This window comes from Chitinophaga sp., assembly GCF_035761305.1.
Lineage (GTDB): Bacteria > Bacteroidota > Bacteroidia > Chitinophagales > Chitinophagaceae > Chitinophaga.
In genome coordinates this window covers 1-18,413 of the sequence record NZ_DASTRI010000278.1, presented here as the reverse complement: position 1 = coordinate 18,413, position 18,413 = coordinate 1, and the positions used below count along the sequence as shown (strand labels likewise).

Annotated in this window: 15 protein-coding genes and 1 tRNA gene; 3 read left to right on the top strand and 13 right to left on the bottom strand. The window is 47.3% G+C overall.

From position 1 onward, the window contains the following. The first annotated feature begins 159 nt into the window (after positions 1 to 159). The gene (locus tag VFS25_RS23290) at positions 160 to 1,365 is read left to right on the top strand and encodes a T9SS type A sorting domain-containing protein (protein WP_326464585.1); all 1,206 of its coding nucleotides are present in this window, start codon (positions 160 to 162) and stop codon (positions 1,363 to 1,365) included. Between the two features lie 152 nt (positions 1,366 to 1,517). Here the strand turns inward: VFS25_RS23290 and VFS25_RS23285 are convergent, their stop codons facing one another. The 9 genes from VFS25_RS23285 to VFS25_RS23245 form a co-directional block, all read right to left on the bottom strand. After that, entirely contained in the window at positions 1,518 to 2,720 is a 1,203-nt protein-coding gene (locus VFS25_RS23285; protein WP_326464584.1) for an acyltransferase, read from the bottom strand. Between the two features lie 283 nt (positions 2,721 to 3,003). After that, on the bottom strand, positions 3,004 to 4,407 hold the full coding sequence (locus VFS25_RS23280; RefSeq protein WP_326464583.1) for a right-handed parallel beta-helix repeat-containing protein: 1,404 nt from the start codon (positions 4,405 to 4,407) through the stop codon (positions 3,004 to 3,006). Between the two features lie 362 nt (positions 4,408 to 4,769). Then, on the bottom strand, positions 4,770 to 6,146 hold the full coding sequence (locus VFS25_RS23275; protein ID WP_326464582.1) for a right-handed parallel beta-helix repeat-containing protein: 1,377 nt from the start codon (positions 6,144 to 6,146) through the stop codon (positions 4,770 to 4,772). A 359-nt stretch (positions 6,147 to 6,505) separates the two neighbouring features. Then, a tRNA-Ala gene (locus VFS25_RS23270) sits at positions 6,506 to 6,581 on the bottom strand. 104 nt (positions 6,582 to 6,685) lie between these two features. Beyond that, positions 6,686 to 7,102, bottom strand: a complete 417-nt coding sequence (locus VFS25_RS23265; RefSeq protein ID WP_326464581.1) for a response regulator — start codon at positions 7,100 to 7,102, stop codon at positions 6,686 to 6,688. After that, on the bottom strand, positions 7,086 to 8,183 hold the full coding sequence (locus VFS25_RS23260; RefSeq protein WP_326464580.1) for a hybrid sensor histidine kinase/response regulator: 1,098 nt from the start codon (positions 8,181 to 8,183) through the stop codon (positions 7,086 to 7,088). The genes VFS25_RS23265 and VFS25_RS23260 overlap by 17 nt, the downstream gene beginning before the upstream one ends. 12 nt (positions 8,184 to 8,195) lie before the next feature. After that, positions 8,196 to 10,358, bottom strand: coding sequence for a sensor histidine kinase (locus tag VFS25_RS23255; RefSeq protein WP_326464579.1), 2,163 nt, complete (start codon positions 10,356 to 10,358; stop codon positions 8,196 to 8,198). Between the two features lie 19 nt (positions 10,359 to 10,377). After that, positions 10,378 to 11,487: a ThiF family adenylyltransferase gene (locus VFS25_RS23250; RefSeq protein WP_326464578.1), complete on the bottom strand. Its 1,110-nt coding sequence runs from the start codon at positions 11,485 to 11,487 to the stop codon at positions 10,378 to 10,380. A 30-nt stretch (positions 11,488 to 11,517) separates the two neighbouring features. After that, complete coding sequence (locus VFS25_RS23245) at positions 11,518 to 12,246, bottom strand: hypothetical protein (RefSeq protein WP_326464577.1); 729 nt, start codon at positions 12,244 to 12,246, stop codon at positions 11,518 to 11,520. 527 nt (positions 12,247 to 12,773) lie between these two features. Between VFS25_RS23245 and VFS25_RS23240 the strand changes: the two genes are divergently transcribed. Continuing rightward, positions 12,774 to 13,505: a superoxide dismutase gene (locus tag VFS25_RS23240; protein WP_326464576.1), complete on the top strand. Its 732-nt coding sequence runs from the start codon at positions 12,774 to 12,776 to the stop codon at positions 13,503 to 13,505. 76 nt (positions 13,506 to 13,581) lie between these two features. Here the strand turns inward: VFS25_RS23240 and VFS25_RS23235 are convergent, their stop codons facing one another. The 3 genes from VFS25_RS23235 to VFS25_RS23225 all read right to left on the bottom strand — a co-directional run bounded on the left by VFS25_RS23235 (position 13,582) and on the right by VFS25_RS23225 (position 17,155). After that, a complete protein-coding gene (locus VFS25_RS23235) occupies positions 13,582 to 14,856 on the bottom strand; it encodes an ArnT family glycosyltransferase (protein ID WP_326464575.1) in 1,275 nt (424 codons plus the stop codon). A gap of 149 nt (positions 14,857 to 15,005) precedes the next feature. Further along, positions 15,006 to 15,686 (bottom strand): phosphatase PAP2 family protein, encoded by a 681-nt coding sequence (locus VFS25_RS23230; protein ID WP_326464574.1) that lies wholly within the window; start codon positions 15,684 to 15,686, stop codon positions 15,006 to 15,008. 11 nt (positions 15,687 to 15,697) lie between these two features. After that, positions 15,698 to 17,155 (bottom strand): LptF/LptG family permease, encoded by a 1,458-nt coding sequence (locus VFS25_RS23225; RefSeq protein ID WP_326464573.1) that lies wholly within the window; start codon positions 17,153 to 17,155, stop codon positions 15,698 to 15,700. 127 nt (positions 17,156 to 17,282) lie between these two features. Between VFS25_RS23225 and VFS25_RS23220 the strand changes: the two genes are divergently transcribed. Beyond that, positions 17,283 to 17,891, top strand: a complete 609-nt coding sequence (locus VFS25_RS23220; protein WP_326464572.1) for a hypothetical protein — start codon at positions 17,283 to 17,285, stop codon at positions 17,889 to 17,891. Between the two features lie 111 nt (positions 17,892 to 18,002). Here the strand turns inward: VFS25_RS23220 and VFS25_RS23215 are convergent. Next, the coding region (locus VFS25_RS23215) for an START-like domain-containing protein (RefSeq protein WP_326464571.1) at positions 18,003 to 18,413 on the bottom strand (411 nt) is incomplete at its 5' end.

Genomic DNA, 18,413 nt, shown 5'->3' with positions numbered 1-18,413 from the left:
AGGCCGGTCGTTTACGAATGGGAGTGTGTTGGCTGCATTAGCATGTGCTTATGCCCGGTAATATTTATTAAAGCCGGCCGGATTAATATATTTTGAATAAAATGAATACGAAAAACCGCGAAATTTGTCGTAACTTTTTTATACCCAAAATTAACACTTATGAAAGCCATACCTCTACTCAAATTCCCCCTTTTTTGTTGTACCCTCCTGTGCTTTAGTGCGCAAGCGCAGCAAAAAAGCGCAGCTTATGCTATTACTGCCGACAGCATGGGCGGCCTTAACTGGAATGTCATGCGTGTGATAGATATTAACAGCGGATCGGCGCTTAACCAGCTGGGTAAAGCGCCTGCGCCGCCCGCTGCGGCCCTGCAGGCCAAGGTAAATGCCAACGCCGGCCGCGTGGCTGCCTGCGCATTTGATAAAGCCACGCACCGCCTGTTTTTTGCCACCATGCAAACCAACCAGCTGTATGCCGTAAACCTGAATACTGCCGGCAGCACTCCCTTTAAGGTGGCAGACCTTAGCTTTAACGATCCCTTTGTAAGCCACCCGGAAGAAAACAATATTACACGTATGACCATAGGCGCCGATGGCAACGGTTACGCACTTACGAACGACGCGGGGCACCTGTTTGTATTCGCCACCACCGGCCAGCAGGTACGCTTCCGCGACCTGGGGCCGCTGAAAGATGCAGCTGCTAATGGCACCAACTCCATCCACGCCCTTTGCACCGGGTGGGGCGGCGATATGATAGCAGATAAATACGGTTTCCTGTATGTAATAAACGTTTATAACAGGGTATTTAAGATTGATATAAGTAAAATGGAAGCCACTTACATGGGCGCTATACAAGGCCTGCCGGCTGGTTTTTATACCAATGGCGCTGCTGTGAATGACGATGGGCAGGTAATGCTGGGCTGCTCTACAACCAGCAAAGGCTATTACCAGTTTGACATGGGCACCATGACAGCTGCAGCGCTTCCCGACCTGCATAATGATGTGTACAATGCCTCAGACCTGGCCAGCGGCAACCTGCTTTTCCAGGATAACAATACGGAACCGGTTGCCATTGCGCCGGAAAAAATGGATGTTAACAGCAGCGACATTTCAATATGGCCCAATCCTGTGCCGGTACAGGGCAATACGTTTAACGTAGCCTTTAACAGCCTGGATAAAGGAGATTATATTATTCAGCTGGTTGATATGGATGGAAAGGTGGTAACCAGTAAACCGGTGAAGCTGGGTTCCAAACGGCAAACCATTGCCGTTAACTATGGCAGCGGCATATCCGGCGGGCTGTATGTGGTAAAAGTGCTGAACAGCAGCAATGTTACGCAAACAGCCAGGAAAATATTCATCCTGTAATTATTACGGAAGCCATTAAAAAGAAAGAGGCTGGGCTTTGAGGCCAGCCTCTCTTTTTTGACGCCTGCTGTGATTTCCTGTTCTCCCATCCCTGGCTCATTGGCATGCTTTTGATGTGTGTAGCGGTTTACGCTGTAAAGATAAATGGGCAATCAGGCTGCGGCTTTTGAGCTTGTTATTTCCTTTTTTACAAAAAGCCTGCTTACAAAGCGTTTTCCAATTGCGATAAACGGCTTTTCAACACCCAGGAACAGCAGGTAGGATAACAGCAGGTTGGCTGCCAGGAAAACCGTAACTGCCAGTAGCGCATTGGCTACTTTGCCCAGCGGGGAAAATGTGATTACCATGCGGATGATGCCCGGCATCAATATCATATGTACCAGGTACAGCGAGTAAGATACATCTGCTCCAAAGGCGGCTGCTTTGCCGGATAAGGCTTTTTTGATTTTTTCTATTACCAGGCTGATAGCGGGGTGCGCATATATTTTCGCGTAGCCTGGGAACAGGAAAATAATAATGCTTAGTATAGTTACTATTGTAAGGGGGCCAACGAAGGGTAATACAACCAGGCCCCACACCGCCAGGTGAAACCGGCCGGCCCGTTTAAAGTTATAAGCGGCCAGCAGCATGCCCAGTAAAAAGAAATGCATGGAATAAGGCAGCAGCGAGGGCGCCTGAAAATTTACCAGCCTGCCGCCGCCTGCCCAGGTGCCCAGCAGCTTATGTGCGGCTGTTGCCGCCAGTAATGAAAGCACAATAAACTGCACCATCCTATTTTTGACAATGCGCTCGTTTTTAAAGAACAGCAGGTACAGGAAAGGGAACAATATATAAAACTGCATTTCCAGCGAAAGGCTCCATGCCGGGCCTAATATGCTGGTATTAACGCCCGGCAGCAAACCATGTAAAAAAGTTAAATGCAATAACAGGTCGCTAATACCGGGATAGGCGGCAGGGTTATAGGTGGTGGTAAAATGTGCTGTTTTGCCGGTAAAATAGTAGTAGTTGAAATATACGCTTTCAAAGTTAAAGTGGAACAAACAATAAGCGGCTATTAGCGCCACAAAATACAGTGGATATAAGCGGAAAAGCCGGCGTACCCAAAATTTCAGGAAAGTAGCTTTTTCTGCAGGCGGTTCCTGCTCCTCTCTTTTAATGTAATGGTACATCATTAAAAAGCCGGTAATTACCATAAAGCCGTCTACCGCCGGGCCATTGGTGATGATAAAATTGCCTATAACCGGTATTTTTATAAAAGCCTGCCCGCCTATGTATTTGTAAAAATGGCCTAAGGCAACCCATAGGGCCAGTATAAAGCGGAGGCCATTGAGAAATGTGGTGTTAAAACTTTGCATGGTTCAATAAGATGTGGTAGCTGAACAATGATGACCTGTTGTAATGATAACCCAATACTTTGAATTAGTCAATTAAACGCCCATAAGCTACCTATAGTGGTACGTTCAGCCTGCTTATTTACCTGCTAATGTTACTTATTCTAATAGCCCCGTGTTCACCGTGAAATAAAAGACTCATGGCCTGTTTTCCCTGCCGGTGCTGATTGCAGGTGCAGGCAGCAGCCAGGCTTGAAAAACAGGCCATGAATAGTGTTGTGGTGTGTAGTAGTAGTGGTTAATGTTATTACTTCCGGTAACCGGTTACACCCAGCAATGAGCCGGTTAAGGGCAGGTAGTAGTTGTTAACATCCACCTTTGCCGCTGTAACGCTGGCAATTTTAGTATTGGCCAGTGAACCCGTACCTTCCTTATAGGTGCCGCCACCTTCTGTATAAATATAGGCGTTCGGGTAAATACCACCGCCGCCCATTCTGGGCTGTATCAGCGCATTATCGTTTATAATCTGCGGCTTGGTCATCTGGTTATTATAACCGTTAATACGTATGCTGTTACCACCTGTTCTGGCAATGGTGTTGTTGGAAATGGTGATCACTGCATTTTGTATACCGCGCAGGCTAACGCCGTCATGGCCGGCCTGGTTATCGCGGAAAAGGTTGTTATGAATGGTGTGCTTAGCGCCATTTTCACCGGAGCCATAGAACTGCAGCAGCTCGCCCCAGCCGTCATGCACATAGTTATCATGCGTATTGGTATTGGTGGTACGGCCGCCAATAAGAATACCGCCGTTATGAGAGGGATTGTGCTGGGTAGCCCAGTTTTTTACCTCATTGTTGTATACTTCCAGCACATCAATGGCAGAGGTTTGAATACCATCAGCACCGCCGTCGTGCACATAGTTGTTGTATATTTTCACATTGTACCACTTGATGGGCTGTACGTACTGGTGGCCGCTTACGAAGCTCGACGGAGAGTCGTAGAAAGAGAGGCCGGAGGTCAGGTCCCAATAGGTAGCAGTGTGGCCGATATACATGGCTTCATTATATGTGCCGCTGATCTCTACGTTATGAATAGAGAGGTTCTTCATTTGTGAGTTAGGATACCAGGTGCTGGGATCGTTCTTCACCGGGTCTGTTTTAGCCCATATACCGGTGCCGCCGTTAGTAATGGTAATGTTCCGGATCTCAAAGTTGTCGGTATGGCTTCTGAGCGTAATGTCAAAATAAGCCTGCCGTGCTGCTTGTGCGGAGCCTTTGATCAGGAATGAGGATTTGCTGGTTTCACCGCCGAATTTAATGTAGTGGCAATTGGTGAATTGGATAGCCTCTGCGTAAGAACCGCCCGCCCAGCTTGGGTTGCCGATGGTGGTAACGCTGCCGGTCGGGTTCTTAATGGTAATAGGCGCGGAGGCCGAGCCGCTCAGGTTCATAATGTACACTGCCTTAAAATTACCTTTCAGGTTCAGCACATCACCCGGCTTGTAATAATTGTTGCTGTTGTTAACGGTTAAGTACCCGTTGGCGTCAGCGGTTAAGGTAAACTGGCGTGTGGTTGTTTCGGTTTTTGCAGAATCTGTTGTTGATGGTGTAATGCTTTCAGTTTCGTTTTTTCTGCAGCTTGTAATGGTCAAAGTTACAGCTGCCGCAATAGTTGCTAATGCCGCAACCTGCTTTTGCTTTAATACTCTCATGGTTTTTCTTGTATGGTTTTTTAATAGTTAAAAAGCAAACCTCTTGGCCTAGCAAAATTCGTATGTGCATGCATAGGATAGGATTGTTGGAACAGTGTGAAATAATACAACTACTACTTTCCCCCGAATAATTTTTAACGACAGCAAAAAAACGAAAGGAAAATCAAATTATTATGCATTTTTTTTTCATATAGCCGATACCGTGCTAAAACATACAAACAGCAGATATTACACGCGCACAGGAAACGCGGCCCTAAAAATTGGAGTGCTAGCTTATAGTAAATATACTTTGAAAATAAATTATAAAAAAATATAATGCAAAAAAATTTTACCGGATTTTTTAAGCCAGCGAAGAGGGGATCTTATTTTCTGTTTTTGCGGTAACCACAATCTGCCAGCGGGGAACCGGCATGGGGCATGTAAAAGTTATCTGTATCAACAATTGCCGCGGTAACCGTGGCGAATTTTACATTGGCGTTGCTGCCCTGGCCTTCTGCAACAGCGGCGCCGCCCTCCGTGTAAATATAGGCGTTAGGGTACAGGGGCTTGCCGTTTGTGCGGGGCTGCAGCAGGGCATTGCCATTGGCGATCTGCACCCCTTTCATACCCCGGTAGCCGCTCAGGCGTATGCTGTTGCCGCCGGTGCGGGCCACCGTATTGTTGGTAATGATTACTATGGCATTGTCTGTGCCGCGTATGCTCATGCCGTCATTCCCTTCCATATTATCACGGAACAGGTTATTGTGAATAATATGTTTGGCGTTGTTTTCACCCGAGCCGTAAAACTGTAGCAATTCTCCCCAACCATTATGCACATAGTTATCGTGCGTGTTGGTATTGGTGGTGCGGCCGCCGATAAGTATACCGCCGTTATGGGAGGAGTTGTGCTGCAGCGCCCAATTGGCTACTTCGTTGTTGTAAATTTCCAGCTGGTCTATGGCAGCAGTTTGAATGCCGTCTGCACCAATGTCATGCACATAGTTGTTATAGATTTTTACGTTACGCCATTTTATGGGCTGCACATATTTATGGTCCGGTTTGAACTTTGAGGGCGAATCATAAAAGGAAAGCCCGGCTGTAAGATCCCAGTAGGTAGCGGTATGGCCAATATACATTGCTTCATTATGGGTGCCGCTGATCTCTACATGATGGATGGAGAGGTTTTCCATTTGTGAATTGGGGTACCAGGTGCCGGCGTCGTTTTTCTGCGGGTCTGTTTTGGCCCATATGCCGGTGCCGCCGTTGGTAATGGTCAGGTAGCGGATCTCAATGTTATCCGTATGCCCCCGCAGCACCAGGTCAAAGTAGGCCGGCCGGCCAGGTTGGGTAGAGCCTTTGATAACAAAATTGGCTTTGTTGTTATCCCCGCTGCCTACTATAAGGTAATGGCAGTTGGTAAAGCTCAACGCCTCTGCCCAGGAACCGCCATTCCAGCCGGGCGCGCCAATGGCAGTAACGGCGCCGGGCGGGTTTTTAATGATAATAGGCGCCTTGGCCGAGCCGCTAAGATTTGTAAAATATACGGCAGAGAAATTACCTTTTAAAATAAGCACATCTCCCGGTTTGTAGTACCGGTTGGTATTGTTAATGTTCAACCGCCCGTTCCGGTCCGGCGTAAGAATGTATGTTTTACCCTTTGCGGCAGGGGCATATTGCTGGGTAGGTTCAGGGGTACGCCGGGGAACCTGGCCGCTATTACAGCTTGCAAGTAAAACGGTAATGGCCGCAATCAAGAACATATATAGTGGCTTAATGTAAGGTTGTTTTGTTGACAATTGCATAGCTATAGGTAATAAAGGGATCAGCACAAATAATGCCCTTTTGGGACTTGTTGTAAAAGTACGCCTGAACCGGTAAAGGATATTATGATTTTCATTGAATTCCCTGTTCGTTCCGCTGTAATGGCCCCTCCTTTGCCCGCTTTGGGGACGATGCTGCGGATTTTACTGCACAGCAGGCCACAAATCGCCAGGCTATTTTGCCCTGGCCTGCTTACCGGCGGCCCGGCACTGCCGGGCGGTTGACAAGAAGGGGCACGGCAGGACGGGCAAATCAATAAAAAAAGGCTGTATCAATTTGATACAGCCTTTTTACCTTTTGGTGGAGGATATCGGACTCGAACCGATCACCTCAAACATGCCATGCTTGCGCTCTACCAGATGAGCTAATCCCCCGTTTTTTTTCGTAGCTGCGGCAGTGTGAAAAGGAGGCTGCCGGTCACTAACCCGCTCTGCGGGAGTGCAAATTTAGACTTTTTCCCCAAAAACCAAATACTTCTTTAAAAATCTTTGAAAATTTCTGCTACTGTTTCCCGGAGATCCTTTGCCAGTAAGGGTTTCTTCAGCAGCTTCACTACCAGTGGGTTGGCATTGGTGCGGTTTATATCCCCGTGGTCCAGCGAAGAAGATACCATGATGATATGGCACTGTGATTTAATCTTGTGAGGATAGTTGTCAAATGCCCGCAAAAATTCAAAGCCGTCCATTTCCGGCATCTGTATATCCAGCAGGATAATCGTAGGCGGAATACGGTGTAAGGTAATGTTGGAGGAAAGGAATTCCAGCGCCTTGTTGGCATTGTTAAAGGGAATAACAGTCCTGCTGATCTGCTGCAGCGAGATCAGCCGTTCGTGCAGCAAAAGATCAATTTCGTTATCATCAATTAATATGATGCGGAGATCAGGAATCGAAATCATTTCTATTAGGAATAGTTATTTCAAACTGCGTGCCTTCTCCATACTTGGATTCCACGTTAATAGTGCCCCCTATTTTATTAAGGGCCTCTTTTACAATATACAAGCCAATACCACTGCCCGGTTTATTATTGTTTTTGGAGCGGAAAAACATTTTAAAAATATTGCTCAGGTGCTCGCTTAATATACCAATACCGTTATCCTCAATCCAGATGGTGGCTTTATGCGGCTCTACCTTTACCGATAAATTTACTTTTGGATTGGATTCATCCGGTTTCTGATACTTAACAGCATTTGATATCAGGTTGTTTAAAATAACACTGATACGGAAGGTATCTCCCTTAAAATCTACCGGTTGATCTATATTCAGCTGAAATTCTATCGCAGTATTCTGGGGTTTAAATGCAGCAATACATTCATGCAGCAGGCTGTCAAAGTAAATTTTCTCGTATTCCACATCCAGCCGCGAATTGCGGTAATATTCAATGATTTTCTGGATAAAGCCGTCCAGCTTCAGCACGCACGATTCTATCATATCCACATAGCCATTGGGGTCCTTTACGGAATTATCCAGCCGGGTAAGGTTAATAATGCCCAGCACCGACATCAGGGGGGAGCGCAGGTCGTGGGAGGTAGAGTAAATGAACCGGTTCAGCTCATCGTTGGTTTTTTCCAGTTCCGTAATTTTTTCTTTCAGCTGCTTACGGGCCTGGTACATTTCGTAGGCATTGCTGATGGTATTCGTTAGCTCGTGCTCATCCCAGGGCTTTTTTACATAGGAGAAAATATGCCCCTTGTTAATAGCTTCAATAATGTCCTCCACATCGGTATAGCCGGTCAGCAGTATGCGAATAGGGTCCGGCAGCTGTTCCTTGATCTCGTAAAAGAAATCAACGCCGGTGGTCACAGGCATTTTCTGGTCTGCAATAATGATATGTACATCTATACTTTTCAGTAACAGCTTGGCTTCCTGGGCTGAGCTGGCTGTGTAAATTTCATAACTCCTTCTAAAACTTGCTCTGAAAGCATTGAGGTTATGAATTTCATCGTCGATGTACAATATCCTGATACGGTTTTCTTTCATTCAGGGTTCAAGTTAATTCGGCAGGTGAGTAATTTTCAAAGGTAAATATATAACAAATTCGGCTCCTTCATCCGGTGCGGTGTTTACTATAATCCGCCCATTGTGTTTTTCTATAATATTAAAAACGATGGAAAGGCCCAAACCCGTGCCTTCACCCACATCTTTGGTGGTAAAGAAGGGGTCAAATATCTTTTCCTTCACTTCCTGCGGCATGCCGGTGCCGCTATCCTTAATGCTGATACAGGCAAACCCGTTCTCGCGCCGGGTGGTAATGGTAAGGGTGGCATTGTCCTCATCCCCCTTTTTTTTAATGGCGCTAATAGCGTTGGTGATAATGTTCATGAACACCTGGTTTACCTTGCCGGCATAACATTCTACCTTGGGCAGTTCCCCGTAATTGCGGACTACTTTTACATAAGACGGAATGGCGTTTCGCAGCAGCACCAGGGTAGAATCAATGCCTTCATGCAGGTCTACGAACTTTACATCGCTCTCATCCAGCCGGCTGAAGGTGCGCAGGCCCTTTACAATTTCCGCGGTGCGCATGGCGCCGTCCTCTATGCCTTTCAGCAGGGAGGTAATTTCCTCATGTATGTAGCCAATATCTATTTCGTTCTTAAAGGCAGCTATTTCCCGGAAGGCCGGCTGCAGCTCCGGCTGCTTTTCCAGCTGCTCGTATTTGGCCAGCAGCGTTTTAATATCTTCAATATCCAGCTTCAGCGGCTTAATGTTGGAGGTAACGAAATTAATAGGGTTATTGATCTCGTGCGCTATGCCGGCTGTAAGCTGGCCCAGGGAGGCCATTTTCTCCTTTTCCACCAGCTGGCTTTGTGCTTCTTTCAGGCTGCTAAGGGCAGTATTCAGGTCATCGTTGCTTTTTACCAGCTGCTCTGTGCGTTGGGCTACCCTTTCTTCCAGTACAATATTCTGCTCGCGCACCAGTTTTTCATTTTCCTGGGATATACGCAGCGCTGCCGCCTGCGAGTCTTCTTTTTCCTTTTTATAGGTATTGATCTTATCGGCCAGGGCAAAGGACAGCAGCACTACTTCCACGGCAGAGCCGATCAGCAGTATGTGGCTGGTGAAAATGTTGTAGGGGATAATACCAACATCTTTCAACACGAAAATCATAATGGAAGCGATGAACACCACCCAGGCCAGCAGGAATATGCGGGCCAGGCGCTCCTTGTATTTGATAGCGCGTATAAGGCCAAAAATAAGTATGAACACCACTACGGACAGGGCCAGCATATCTATAATGGCATAAGCCAGTGACAGTTGCCCCAACAGGCAAATAACAAGCGTAAGGCAATACCCGGTAATAAAGAACCAGAACAGGCGGTTGGCCCAACGCGACTTTGACCGTACGTGCAAAAAGTTTTTTACAAACAGCAGCACGCCTAACCCGGATAATACGCCGCCCCATTGCACGCTTTGTTCTGTAATAAAGGTATTGTCGTGCCACCAGTAGCGGTAGCCAAAGCCCAGCAGGCATATTTGCGTAAAGCCTACCGTTGCAATATAGCAGATGTAGTAAAAGTAGCTCCAGTCGCGGGTGGTAAAGAAAATAAAGATGTTATACAGGAACATTACCAGTATAACGCCAAGATACAGGGCCAGGAAAAGGTCGTCTTTATTCAGCTTGGTAAGTATTTCCCGTTCCGTACCAATATAGGTAGGCACCAGTATGGGCTCCTTGGTTTGTATGCGCAGGAAAAAGGTACGGGTGGCGCCGGCGGGCACATTCAGGTCAAATACAAAGTTCTGGTGATTGTAAGAGCGCTTTTTGAAAGGCCGCAGCTCACCGCTTTTTACCATGCCGTATTGGCCATCCGCTAGGGGATAATAGAAATCCACCTTATTCAGTATGGGATAGGTAATATCCGCTTTCAGGTGGTTTTCGGCGGTTTGGTTATTAACCGTAAACCGCAGCCACAGGGCATCTGTGGTAATGGCAAAATTGGGGATCTGCTTTTCAATGGGCTTAAACTCGCCATGGGCCAGCACATCTGCCAGCTGCAGGGTGTCTGTTTTATCCAGCAGGTACTGCATTTGCCCATATACCGCCAGGTCCAGGGGTTTAAGGTTAGTGATGGTAATGGTGTCTGCCACGGCATGCATATACATACCTGGCAGCAGGGATAATAACAGGTATAAAAAAATACAGCGCTTCATTAGGGCGGAAAAGTAAGATTTACAATTTAAAAAGCTGGTCCGGATCCGCATAATACCGGCCGGATGAAATGGAATGACCCAGGCATATTTCCCGGCAAACATGTGCTACCATGGCGCCACCCAAAGCAACGGCAGATGCCAGCTGCGGCCAGGTGGTAATGGTTTTGCCAATTTCGTGTATAGAGCTTTTCAGCTTATCGGAAATGTTTTCATAATCCAGGATGTTGAGGGCTACCTGCATCCGCTGCTCACCGGTAAACTGGCGAATGGCGCTGTAAGATAAGTCATCCTGCACTTTTCCGTGCAAAATGGGCCGTTGGGGTTCCAGGTCAAAGCGTTCAATATCCATCATGCCCCGGTCGCTGGTTTCCATAATTACAGGAATACCTGCGGCGCGCGCCTGCTGGCGGCTCATTATTTTTACATCCATACTGTCGCATTCTTCTACCACTACATCCAGCCGGCCGCCTTCCAGTAAAAAATCCCCGATGTTATTTTCCGTAATGCCGTCTTCAAAACAGGTCACTTTCAGGAAAGGGTCTATTTCGGCTATTTCCCTTGCCACAATGGTGGTTTTGGGCAGGCCTATATTATGTATGCCGGCGCGTATGCGGTTCAGGTTACTGAGGTCCAGCCGGTCAAAATCCGCAATGCGGATTTCGCCGCACAGCCGTTCCATGGCCAGCGTAAGGGCAGCGCTTTGTCCTACCGACAAGCCAATGACCCCTATTTTTTTGGTTGCCAGTATGTTTATTTCTGCTGCGGTGATCTTGTGCTGGTTACGGCTGGTGCGCATTTCAATAAACTCGGCTTTGTCCAGGATGTGCACCAGGCGGTTACTCCAGGGGTAATATACCCAAACGCCATATTCAGCAGCCGGGCAGCTGCCCAGGTGCGCGGCCGCTTTTTGCTGTAAGGCTTCCGGCGTGAGCCGTTCGGCCGGGTGGCGGGTTTTCATCAGCTCCTGCACCTGCTGCCAGATGGTATCAAATACGCGGATGTTGGGGGTGGTTTGTAAAAATTCCTCAAAAGCGGCGCGTTGCGGTGGAGATTGCAGGCGAAAGAAACGAACAGTTTTTACATCTTTTTCCTCATCAGAAACCAGGTACTTTTCTTCTATCGGGTTCATATATTGTAAGGCCTTTAATAATATGCTTGGTTATTTTACGAGCAACAGGTTATTATCATGCTGGTGGGCCTGGCGTATACGCAGGTCGTAGTCCAGCAGCATTTCTCCCTTTGGTCCTTTTTCAACAACCGTTTGCACAGGATTGTTGCGCAGGTGCATGATTTTTTCTCTTTCTTCGGGATGGGCGCTGCGTTGCTCCCACGGATCTTCCAGGATCATGGCAGTGGCAATCAGGTCTTCCTTGGGATAATAAAAAGTTCCCTGGTTGCCTATTTCCGTGAGGATCTTATAACCGGTTTTACTGCTGTTCTTAAAGGTGGTTTGTGCGCAAAAGCTAAGGAAGGTGGTAATGGGAAGCTGGCTTAATACGGCATTTACCACACGAAACAGTACAATGCTGCCTACGCCCCAACCGGCTACTTCGCGGGAGTTCCAGAGGCCGCAAAATTCCCCGGTGCCGCCCTGGCGCTGCAAACGTTTCACCAGGTCAAAAATGCGCGTATCCATGGTGTTGATGGCCGATTCAATGGGAAGCGGCACGCTGCCGCCGGCCAGCTGTATACGGCAGCCGCCGTATACTTTTTGCCCGTCTTCCGAGGTAACGGTAATCAGATAGGCATACGGCTCATACATCCAGTCAATGCTGGCGGAAGTAACTTTAGTAACTCCGTATGCTTCCAGTACTTTACGGTGCCCGGTAATGTATTGCATACATTCTTCGGGATAATCAATAGCCCTGAATACTCTTACCTTAAGCATGTATAGGAATGCTTTAAATTTTTAAATCCGGCTAAACTAACGAACGCTCTCAACCTGCCACTGCTGGTAAAGGAAGTGTACCTATAGTTATAGCGCTATTAGAGAAATATCTTTTTCAAGAGCTGATATAGTTGGCAATCATCTCTCAAACCGATTATAGTCATGACCCATAATTGTTGGCATTCGCTCCGTGTTAGGCTACTAGGGCAGGAGTAACAAATTTGCTGCACTATTCTTACAGCAGGCACTGCCCGGGATAAATAGTCTTCACTGATTTCTGATTAAGAATAGATACGCTTGCTTGTACTTCACATGAAGGTACCGGTAAAATAATATTATTTTCAGAATAAATCATAATGAATTTTTAAGCAGGGCACGGATGAGCGCGGAAAAAGCAGGATTTTCAATTTTACCGCTGCCTGGCTCAATGGATAAAATGGAGTAATATTTGTAGCTTTACAGCCTACCACCTGTGGTTGCAGCAACTTCGGATCATCATTATACCATCACTTTCAATACTATTTGATATGGATAAAAGAGAATTCATCAAACTGGCAGGTCTTGCAGGAGTGGCTGCTTTAAGCAACCCATCCGGCGTACTGGCCGCCGCACCCTCACACCACAGCACCCTGGCTAATAGTCCTAAAGCGCCTTTTGAGCTGCCGCCTTTACCTTATGGATTTGATGCCCTTGAACCCAGCATTGATAAACTGACAATGGAAATCCATCATGACAAACATCATGGTGCGTACGTGAAAAACCTGAATGAAGCTGTAAAAGGTACCACATTTGCCAGCCTTCCGCTGGACCAGATACTGAATAAGGTTACTGAAAAGGACAAGGCTATACGTAATAACGGCGGGGGGCATTATAACCACTCCCTGTTCTGGACCCTCATGACTCATGAGAAAACCACACCATCCGGTAAGCTGAAATCCGCTATTAACGGCGCTTTCGGCTCCTGGGAAACTTTCCAGGGCAAATTTAACGATGCCGCTAAAACCCGCTTTGGCTCAGGTTGGGCCTGGCTTATTGTAACGCCTGAAAAAAAGCTGTCCGTTATATCTACTCCCAACCAGGACAATCCTTTAATGCACCAGGTTGTTAAGGAAAGAGGCATACCGGTACTGGGACTGGATGTTTGGGAACATGCCTATTACCTGAAATACCAGAACCGCCGGCCTGAGTACATAAATGCTTTCTGGAATGTGATCAACTGGAATGAGGTAGAAAAGCAATATGATATAGCTATGAAATAAAATAAATTAAAAGAAGTGGTTAACTGTTGTAACCAGTATGCATACCTGTATTGATTACCGACAGCTAACCGCTTCTTTAAAACAGCACCTTAGGCGCAAAATGCAAGCAGGCAGCCGCGGCAAACAGCAACGAGCCAACAAACAAACACAATAACCCCTCCTGGTATTTTCTCCTGAACAGCAGCACCCCGCTATAGTTTACCAGCGCTATATACAGCACACCATACAGTACTTCCCATTCCTGCCAGGTTACCGGCAGCTGTAAAAAAGCATGTATAAAAGGCGCTTGCACATACGGCGCTAACGCTGTTTTATAAACGCCGGCAAGTACGGCCATTAAAAAAACAAGCCCTATGAGTATGCCCGTTAACATCAGCAGTACAATATGCCAGCCGCGCAGGCGTTGCCGCCCCGCGCTGATGCGGTACACCTGCCAGGCGGCCAGGAACGAAAGGGGGATTATGTACAATGTAGCCGGAGCCAGTAGCAGCACTATCCAGAAGAAAAGCCACATCCACACCTTCCATTCTTTAAGCTCCAACGGCAGCCCGGTGTTGTAAATAGATCGCCGCTTTGCATACAGGTAACCCAGGAGAAACAGCACTGCCGGAAAACAGCCGGGTAGCAATACCATATAGTAAACAACATTATCCCGTGGCCAGGGATTAAACAGCAGGGCTGCCTGGTAGCTGAAGTATTGTTGTACCGTTGTCCACCCCTGAACAACGCCATTGTAAACAAGCCACGTAGCTACCGGCAAACAGGCCAGTAAGATTAATATTAGCAGCTGTGCCGCCTTAATACCAGTTTTGCCCTTGCTGGCAATCCAGTAGCCCAGCAGCAGCAGCAGGGCCAGCGGCAATGTAAGCGGGCCTTTGATGAGCATAGCCAGGCCCAGGCAAAGGCCGCTTAATGCAGCTATTATTATAGGCTTTACGGAGTAGGCTATACGATACGCAAAGTAAACGGATAAAAAAAACAGGTAATTGAACAGCGGGTCTGGCAGGGCCGACCGGAACACCAGGAAGGGAAGCCAGCAGCTGGCATACACCAGCGCCCACCAGGTGCCAAGCCTTTCATCGGCCTGCTTTTTGCCAATGCCATAAAAGGTAAGCAGGGTTATAATGCCGATAACTGCATTGGGAAAATAAGCTGCAAATGCGGGGTTGCCGAACAAGCGTAAACTGCCGGCCTGTACCCAGCCGTATAGGGGAAAGGGTTGTAATCCACCTGGCAGAGTAGCTTTAGCGGCTGCAGTATAATAAAGCGATAGTGGGTCCTGCAGGGCAATGCCGCCCGTAAAGGGAATAAAAAGCAGGGCTGCTGCTATGGCAATCAGAAGGTACTTCATCCAGGTCAGGTTGATAGTTATTGGTTAAACAGTTAACACGCTTATTGGTTGCCTGTTATGAGGTTAAACGGTTAAATGCCGGATTTATTTAAACCCGGCCCAATAAACTACCACAAATATATGGCTACTTATGCCTGGCCTGCAGTAGGTTAACCCAGGTTAGGCTCTGCCAGCAGGGCGGTTTCCGCTGCATTGGAGCAAAGCACCGGTGTTTTGGTAAGGTTCTTAAATTCAAAAAGGCTGTATACAATAAAGCTGCAGCCGGTGCCAATGATGCTGCCAATATAAATATCGGCAAAAAAGTGTTGAGCCAGGTAAATGCGGGAGTAGGCCGCCACCAGCGCCAGAGACACAAACAGCAGGCCGCGCAGCTTGTTGTTATCTATGAGGGCCAGGTAGCAGAAAAGTGCAAAAGCGCCGGCAGAATGGCCCGAAGGAAAGCTGTTATGGTAATGTACAGATACCCATTTTACCACATGCACAAAAGAGGCATTCTGGAAGTACAGCAAAGGGCGCGGCGCATCTATGGCATGTTTGGCTGTTTGTACAATCAGCGCTACCGCCAGTATGCTAACCAGTCCTATTAAGAACAGCTTGTATTTTCGGGCTATTAATGTGCATACCAGCACTACCGCAAAGGCAGCCCCATCTCCCAGGTAAGTGAGCCCGGTCATCAGCACATCAGCCACGGAGTTGTGCGTTTGGTTAATGCCCCGGAACAGCTCTTCCGGTGTGAAAATGCTTTGCATGAAGCCGCCTGCTAATACCCAAAGGAGCAGCGGTAGAAAGAAGTAGGTATTCTTTCTAAACAGTGTAACGAACGTTTTCAAAGTATACGTTTTTAAGTTGTAGGTCGTCGCTTATGTTCCTTAAGCTTATAAAAGAGCTTCTTTATTATCTCGAAAAGTCTAAAATAAAATTCTTTATTGAATAACTGGGAATCATTCATGGCTTTGTAAATCAAAAAGGCTGCTATTGGTAACAGCACAATGTTGGATAGCCACATCCCCCCAAAGGTGGTCAGCACATCTTTCCGGGCCAGTTTCTCGCCCACCATGAAAAATATATTAAATATAACAAAAAATATTACTGCAAATACCAGCGGGGTGCCTAAACCGCCTTTGCGGATAATGGAGCCCAGTGGCGCGCCTATCAGGAACATTACCACGCAGGCCGCCGCCAGGGTAAACTTACGCTGCCATTCCACTTTATGCAGGATGATAATAATATTTTTGTCGTTGAACTCTTTTGCCGGCGCCTCCAGGTTGCTTTCTGTTTCACGTAAGGCCTGCTCTGCACGTTCTAAGGTATAACGGTAATTCTTCTGAGGTATTATATCTTTAAACTGCTGCACGCCCAGCGGCGGGGCAGTAGCCAGCCAGCCGGTATCTTTCCATTTGTAAAAAGGGTAGCGGGAAGTTACATAGGCGCTTACGGTTTTGCTAACGGTGGAGGCTTCTTTGCGGAGAGAGTCGATAGCTTTATCCAGCTGCCGTATGTTCAGCATCTGCTGGTTTGAGGCAAACAGGCCTACATCCAGGCGGCTAAAGGTAAAGGAGCTGAGGTCAAATGCTTTTTTATATTCTTTAAAGCCCATGCGTATCAGTTCACCCGGCGTGTTGGAGCCGCGCAGGTTGCGCTCCTCATACCGCCATCCGTCCTGCAGCACAAAGTACAGGAAGCGTTTGTTGGCGGAAAGCTGCATGGTGCCTTTGTTGGCCAGTATCAGTTTGTCGGCTGCATTGCCGCCGCCGCCGTTGGACTGGTCAAAGATCATTACCTGGTGAATGGTTTTATTATCTTTTTCCTTGCGCGCTACTTTTATAGTATAGCCGGGAATATCGCTGTAAAACACGCCGGCTTTTATGTTAAACGCAGGTTTGGAGTTGGTAATGTCATACAGCAACGACTTGGCGCGCAGGTTAGCTACCGGTATTACATAGTTGGCAAACAGGAAAGCCAGGATGCCGATGCCGATGCATACAAACAGTAACGGGCGTATGAAACGCAGTAACGATATACCGGATGATTTTAAGGCAACCAGCTCAAAGCTTTCGCCCAGGTTACCAAAGGTCATGATGGAGGATAGCAGCACCGCCAGCGGCAGGGCCAGTGTAATTAAGCTGGCGCTGGTATAGGTAATAAGCTCCATTATAACCGGTACATCCAGCCCTTTGCCCACCAGGTCGTCAATATACTTCCACAGGAACTGCATGAGCAATACAAACCAGGTAACAAAAAAAGTGGCCACAAAGGGCCCCAGGAATGTTTTAATAATGAGCTTATCGAGTTTTTTCACTTCGTAATAATAGTTATTATTTACGATTTTTACCGGCAAACAGGGAGCATACCTGTTCCGCAGGCTGCAATTTACTACGATTTACGGTAGCAGCACCCTGTGCGGATATGATGTTAGCGTTAATAATATGAAAAATTTTTTACTTACGCCGGAAGAGCGGCAGGTGGCCTTTGATGCCGGCTGGATCTATCATAAGAACAGTGTAATAAACAAGGTAATGGAGCTGATGGGGGCGGTGCACCGGCAGTTGGAAGCGCAGCTGCAAACGGCCCTCTTTCCCTTTCCGGTGCCCTGCCTGCAGCAGGGCGGTAAAATATCCAAGGGAGAGCGGTATAAAGAGCTGCCATATGTAATACTGGATTATCCCCGGTATTTCAGCCAGGAGGCGGTGTGGGCTTTTCGTACCATGTTCTGGTGGGGGCACTATTTCACCTGCACGCTGCACCTGGCCGGTACGGTAAAAGCAGGTTATGTGCCGGCATTGCAGGCAGGCTACGCGCAGCTGGTCGCGCAGCAGGTGCAGGTATATATGCAGGATGATCCCTGGCAGCATGATTTTGAAAACGGCAACTACCGGCCGGTGGCGACGTTTAAGCCACAGGAATGGGAAACGTGGATAGAACAGCGGGAATTTATAAAGCTGGCAAAGCCGTTTGCGCTGGAAATATGGGAAAAAATAATTCCCGAAGCAGTAGCTTGTTACACAACCTTGCTTGCAGTAATAAGTTATAAGTAGGTTGCTAATTAGCAGTTAGTGGTGGCGGTGAGTTAGTAGCTGGTAAGGAATAAGGGCAGTACTAAAGTTCAGGGTTGTTACTAACGGCTAATTATCAGCTACCAGTAACGTTTAATTTCCGATACGGTGAAAAAGGTCTTTCACTTGATAGTCCCAAAGTTGGCTCTGGTCGGCAATTTCTTTCTTCTCTGCAAAATCTTTTACTACCAGTATGGTTTCATTGGTAACTTCTGAGATCTGAATGCGGAATTCAAAAAATTCTCCATTAGGGGCATGCAACCAACGCAAACGAATAAATTCCTCTTCTTCCTGTTCCAGCACTTCGGCTTCCTCTGTTGCGCCATTCCAGGAGAACGAAAAAATATTATCCCTGAAATCTACTTTATCGGCGAACCACTCCTGCAAACCAGCCGGGGTGGAAAGGAATTCGTATAAGATACTGGGTGAGCACCGTACCGGGTATTCCAACTCATATTGCACTTTCTTAGACATCGCTCGTGTAATTAGTAAATCAATATCATC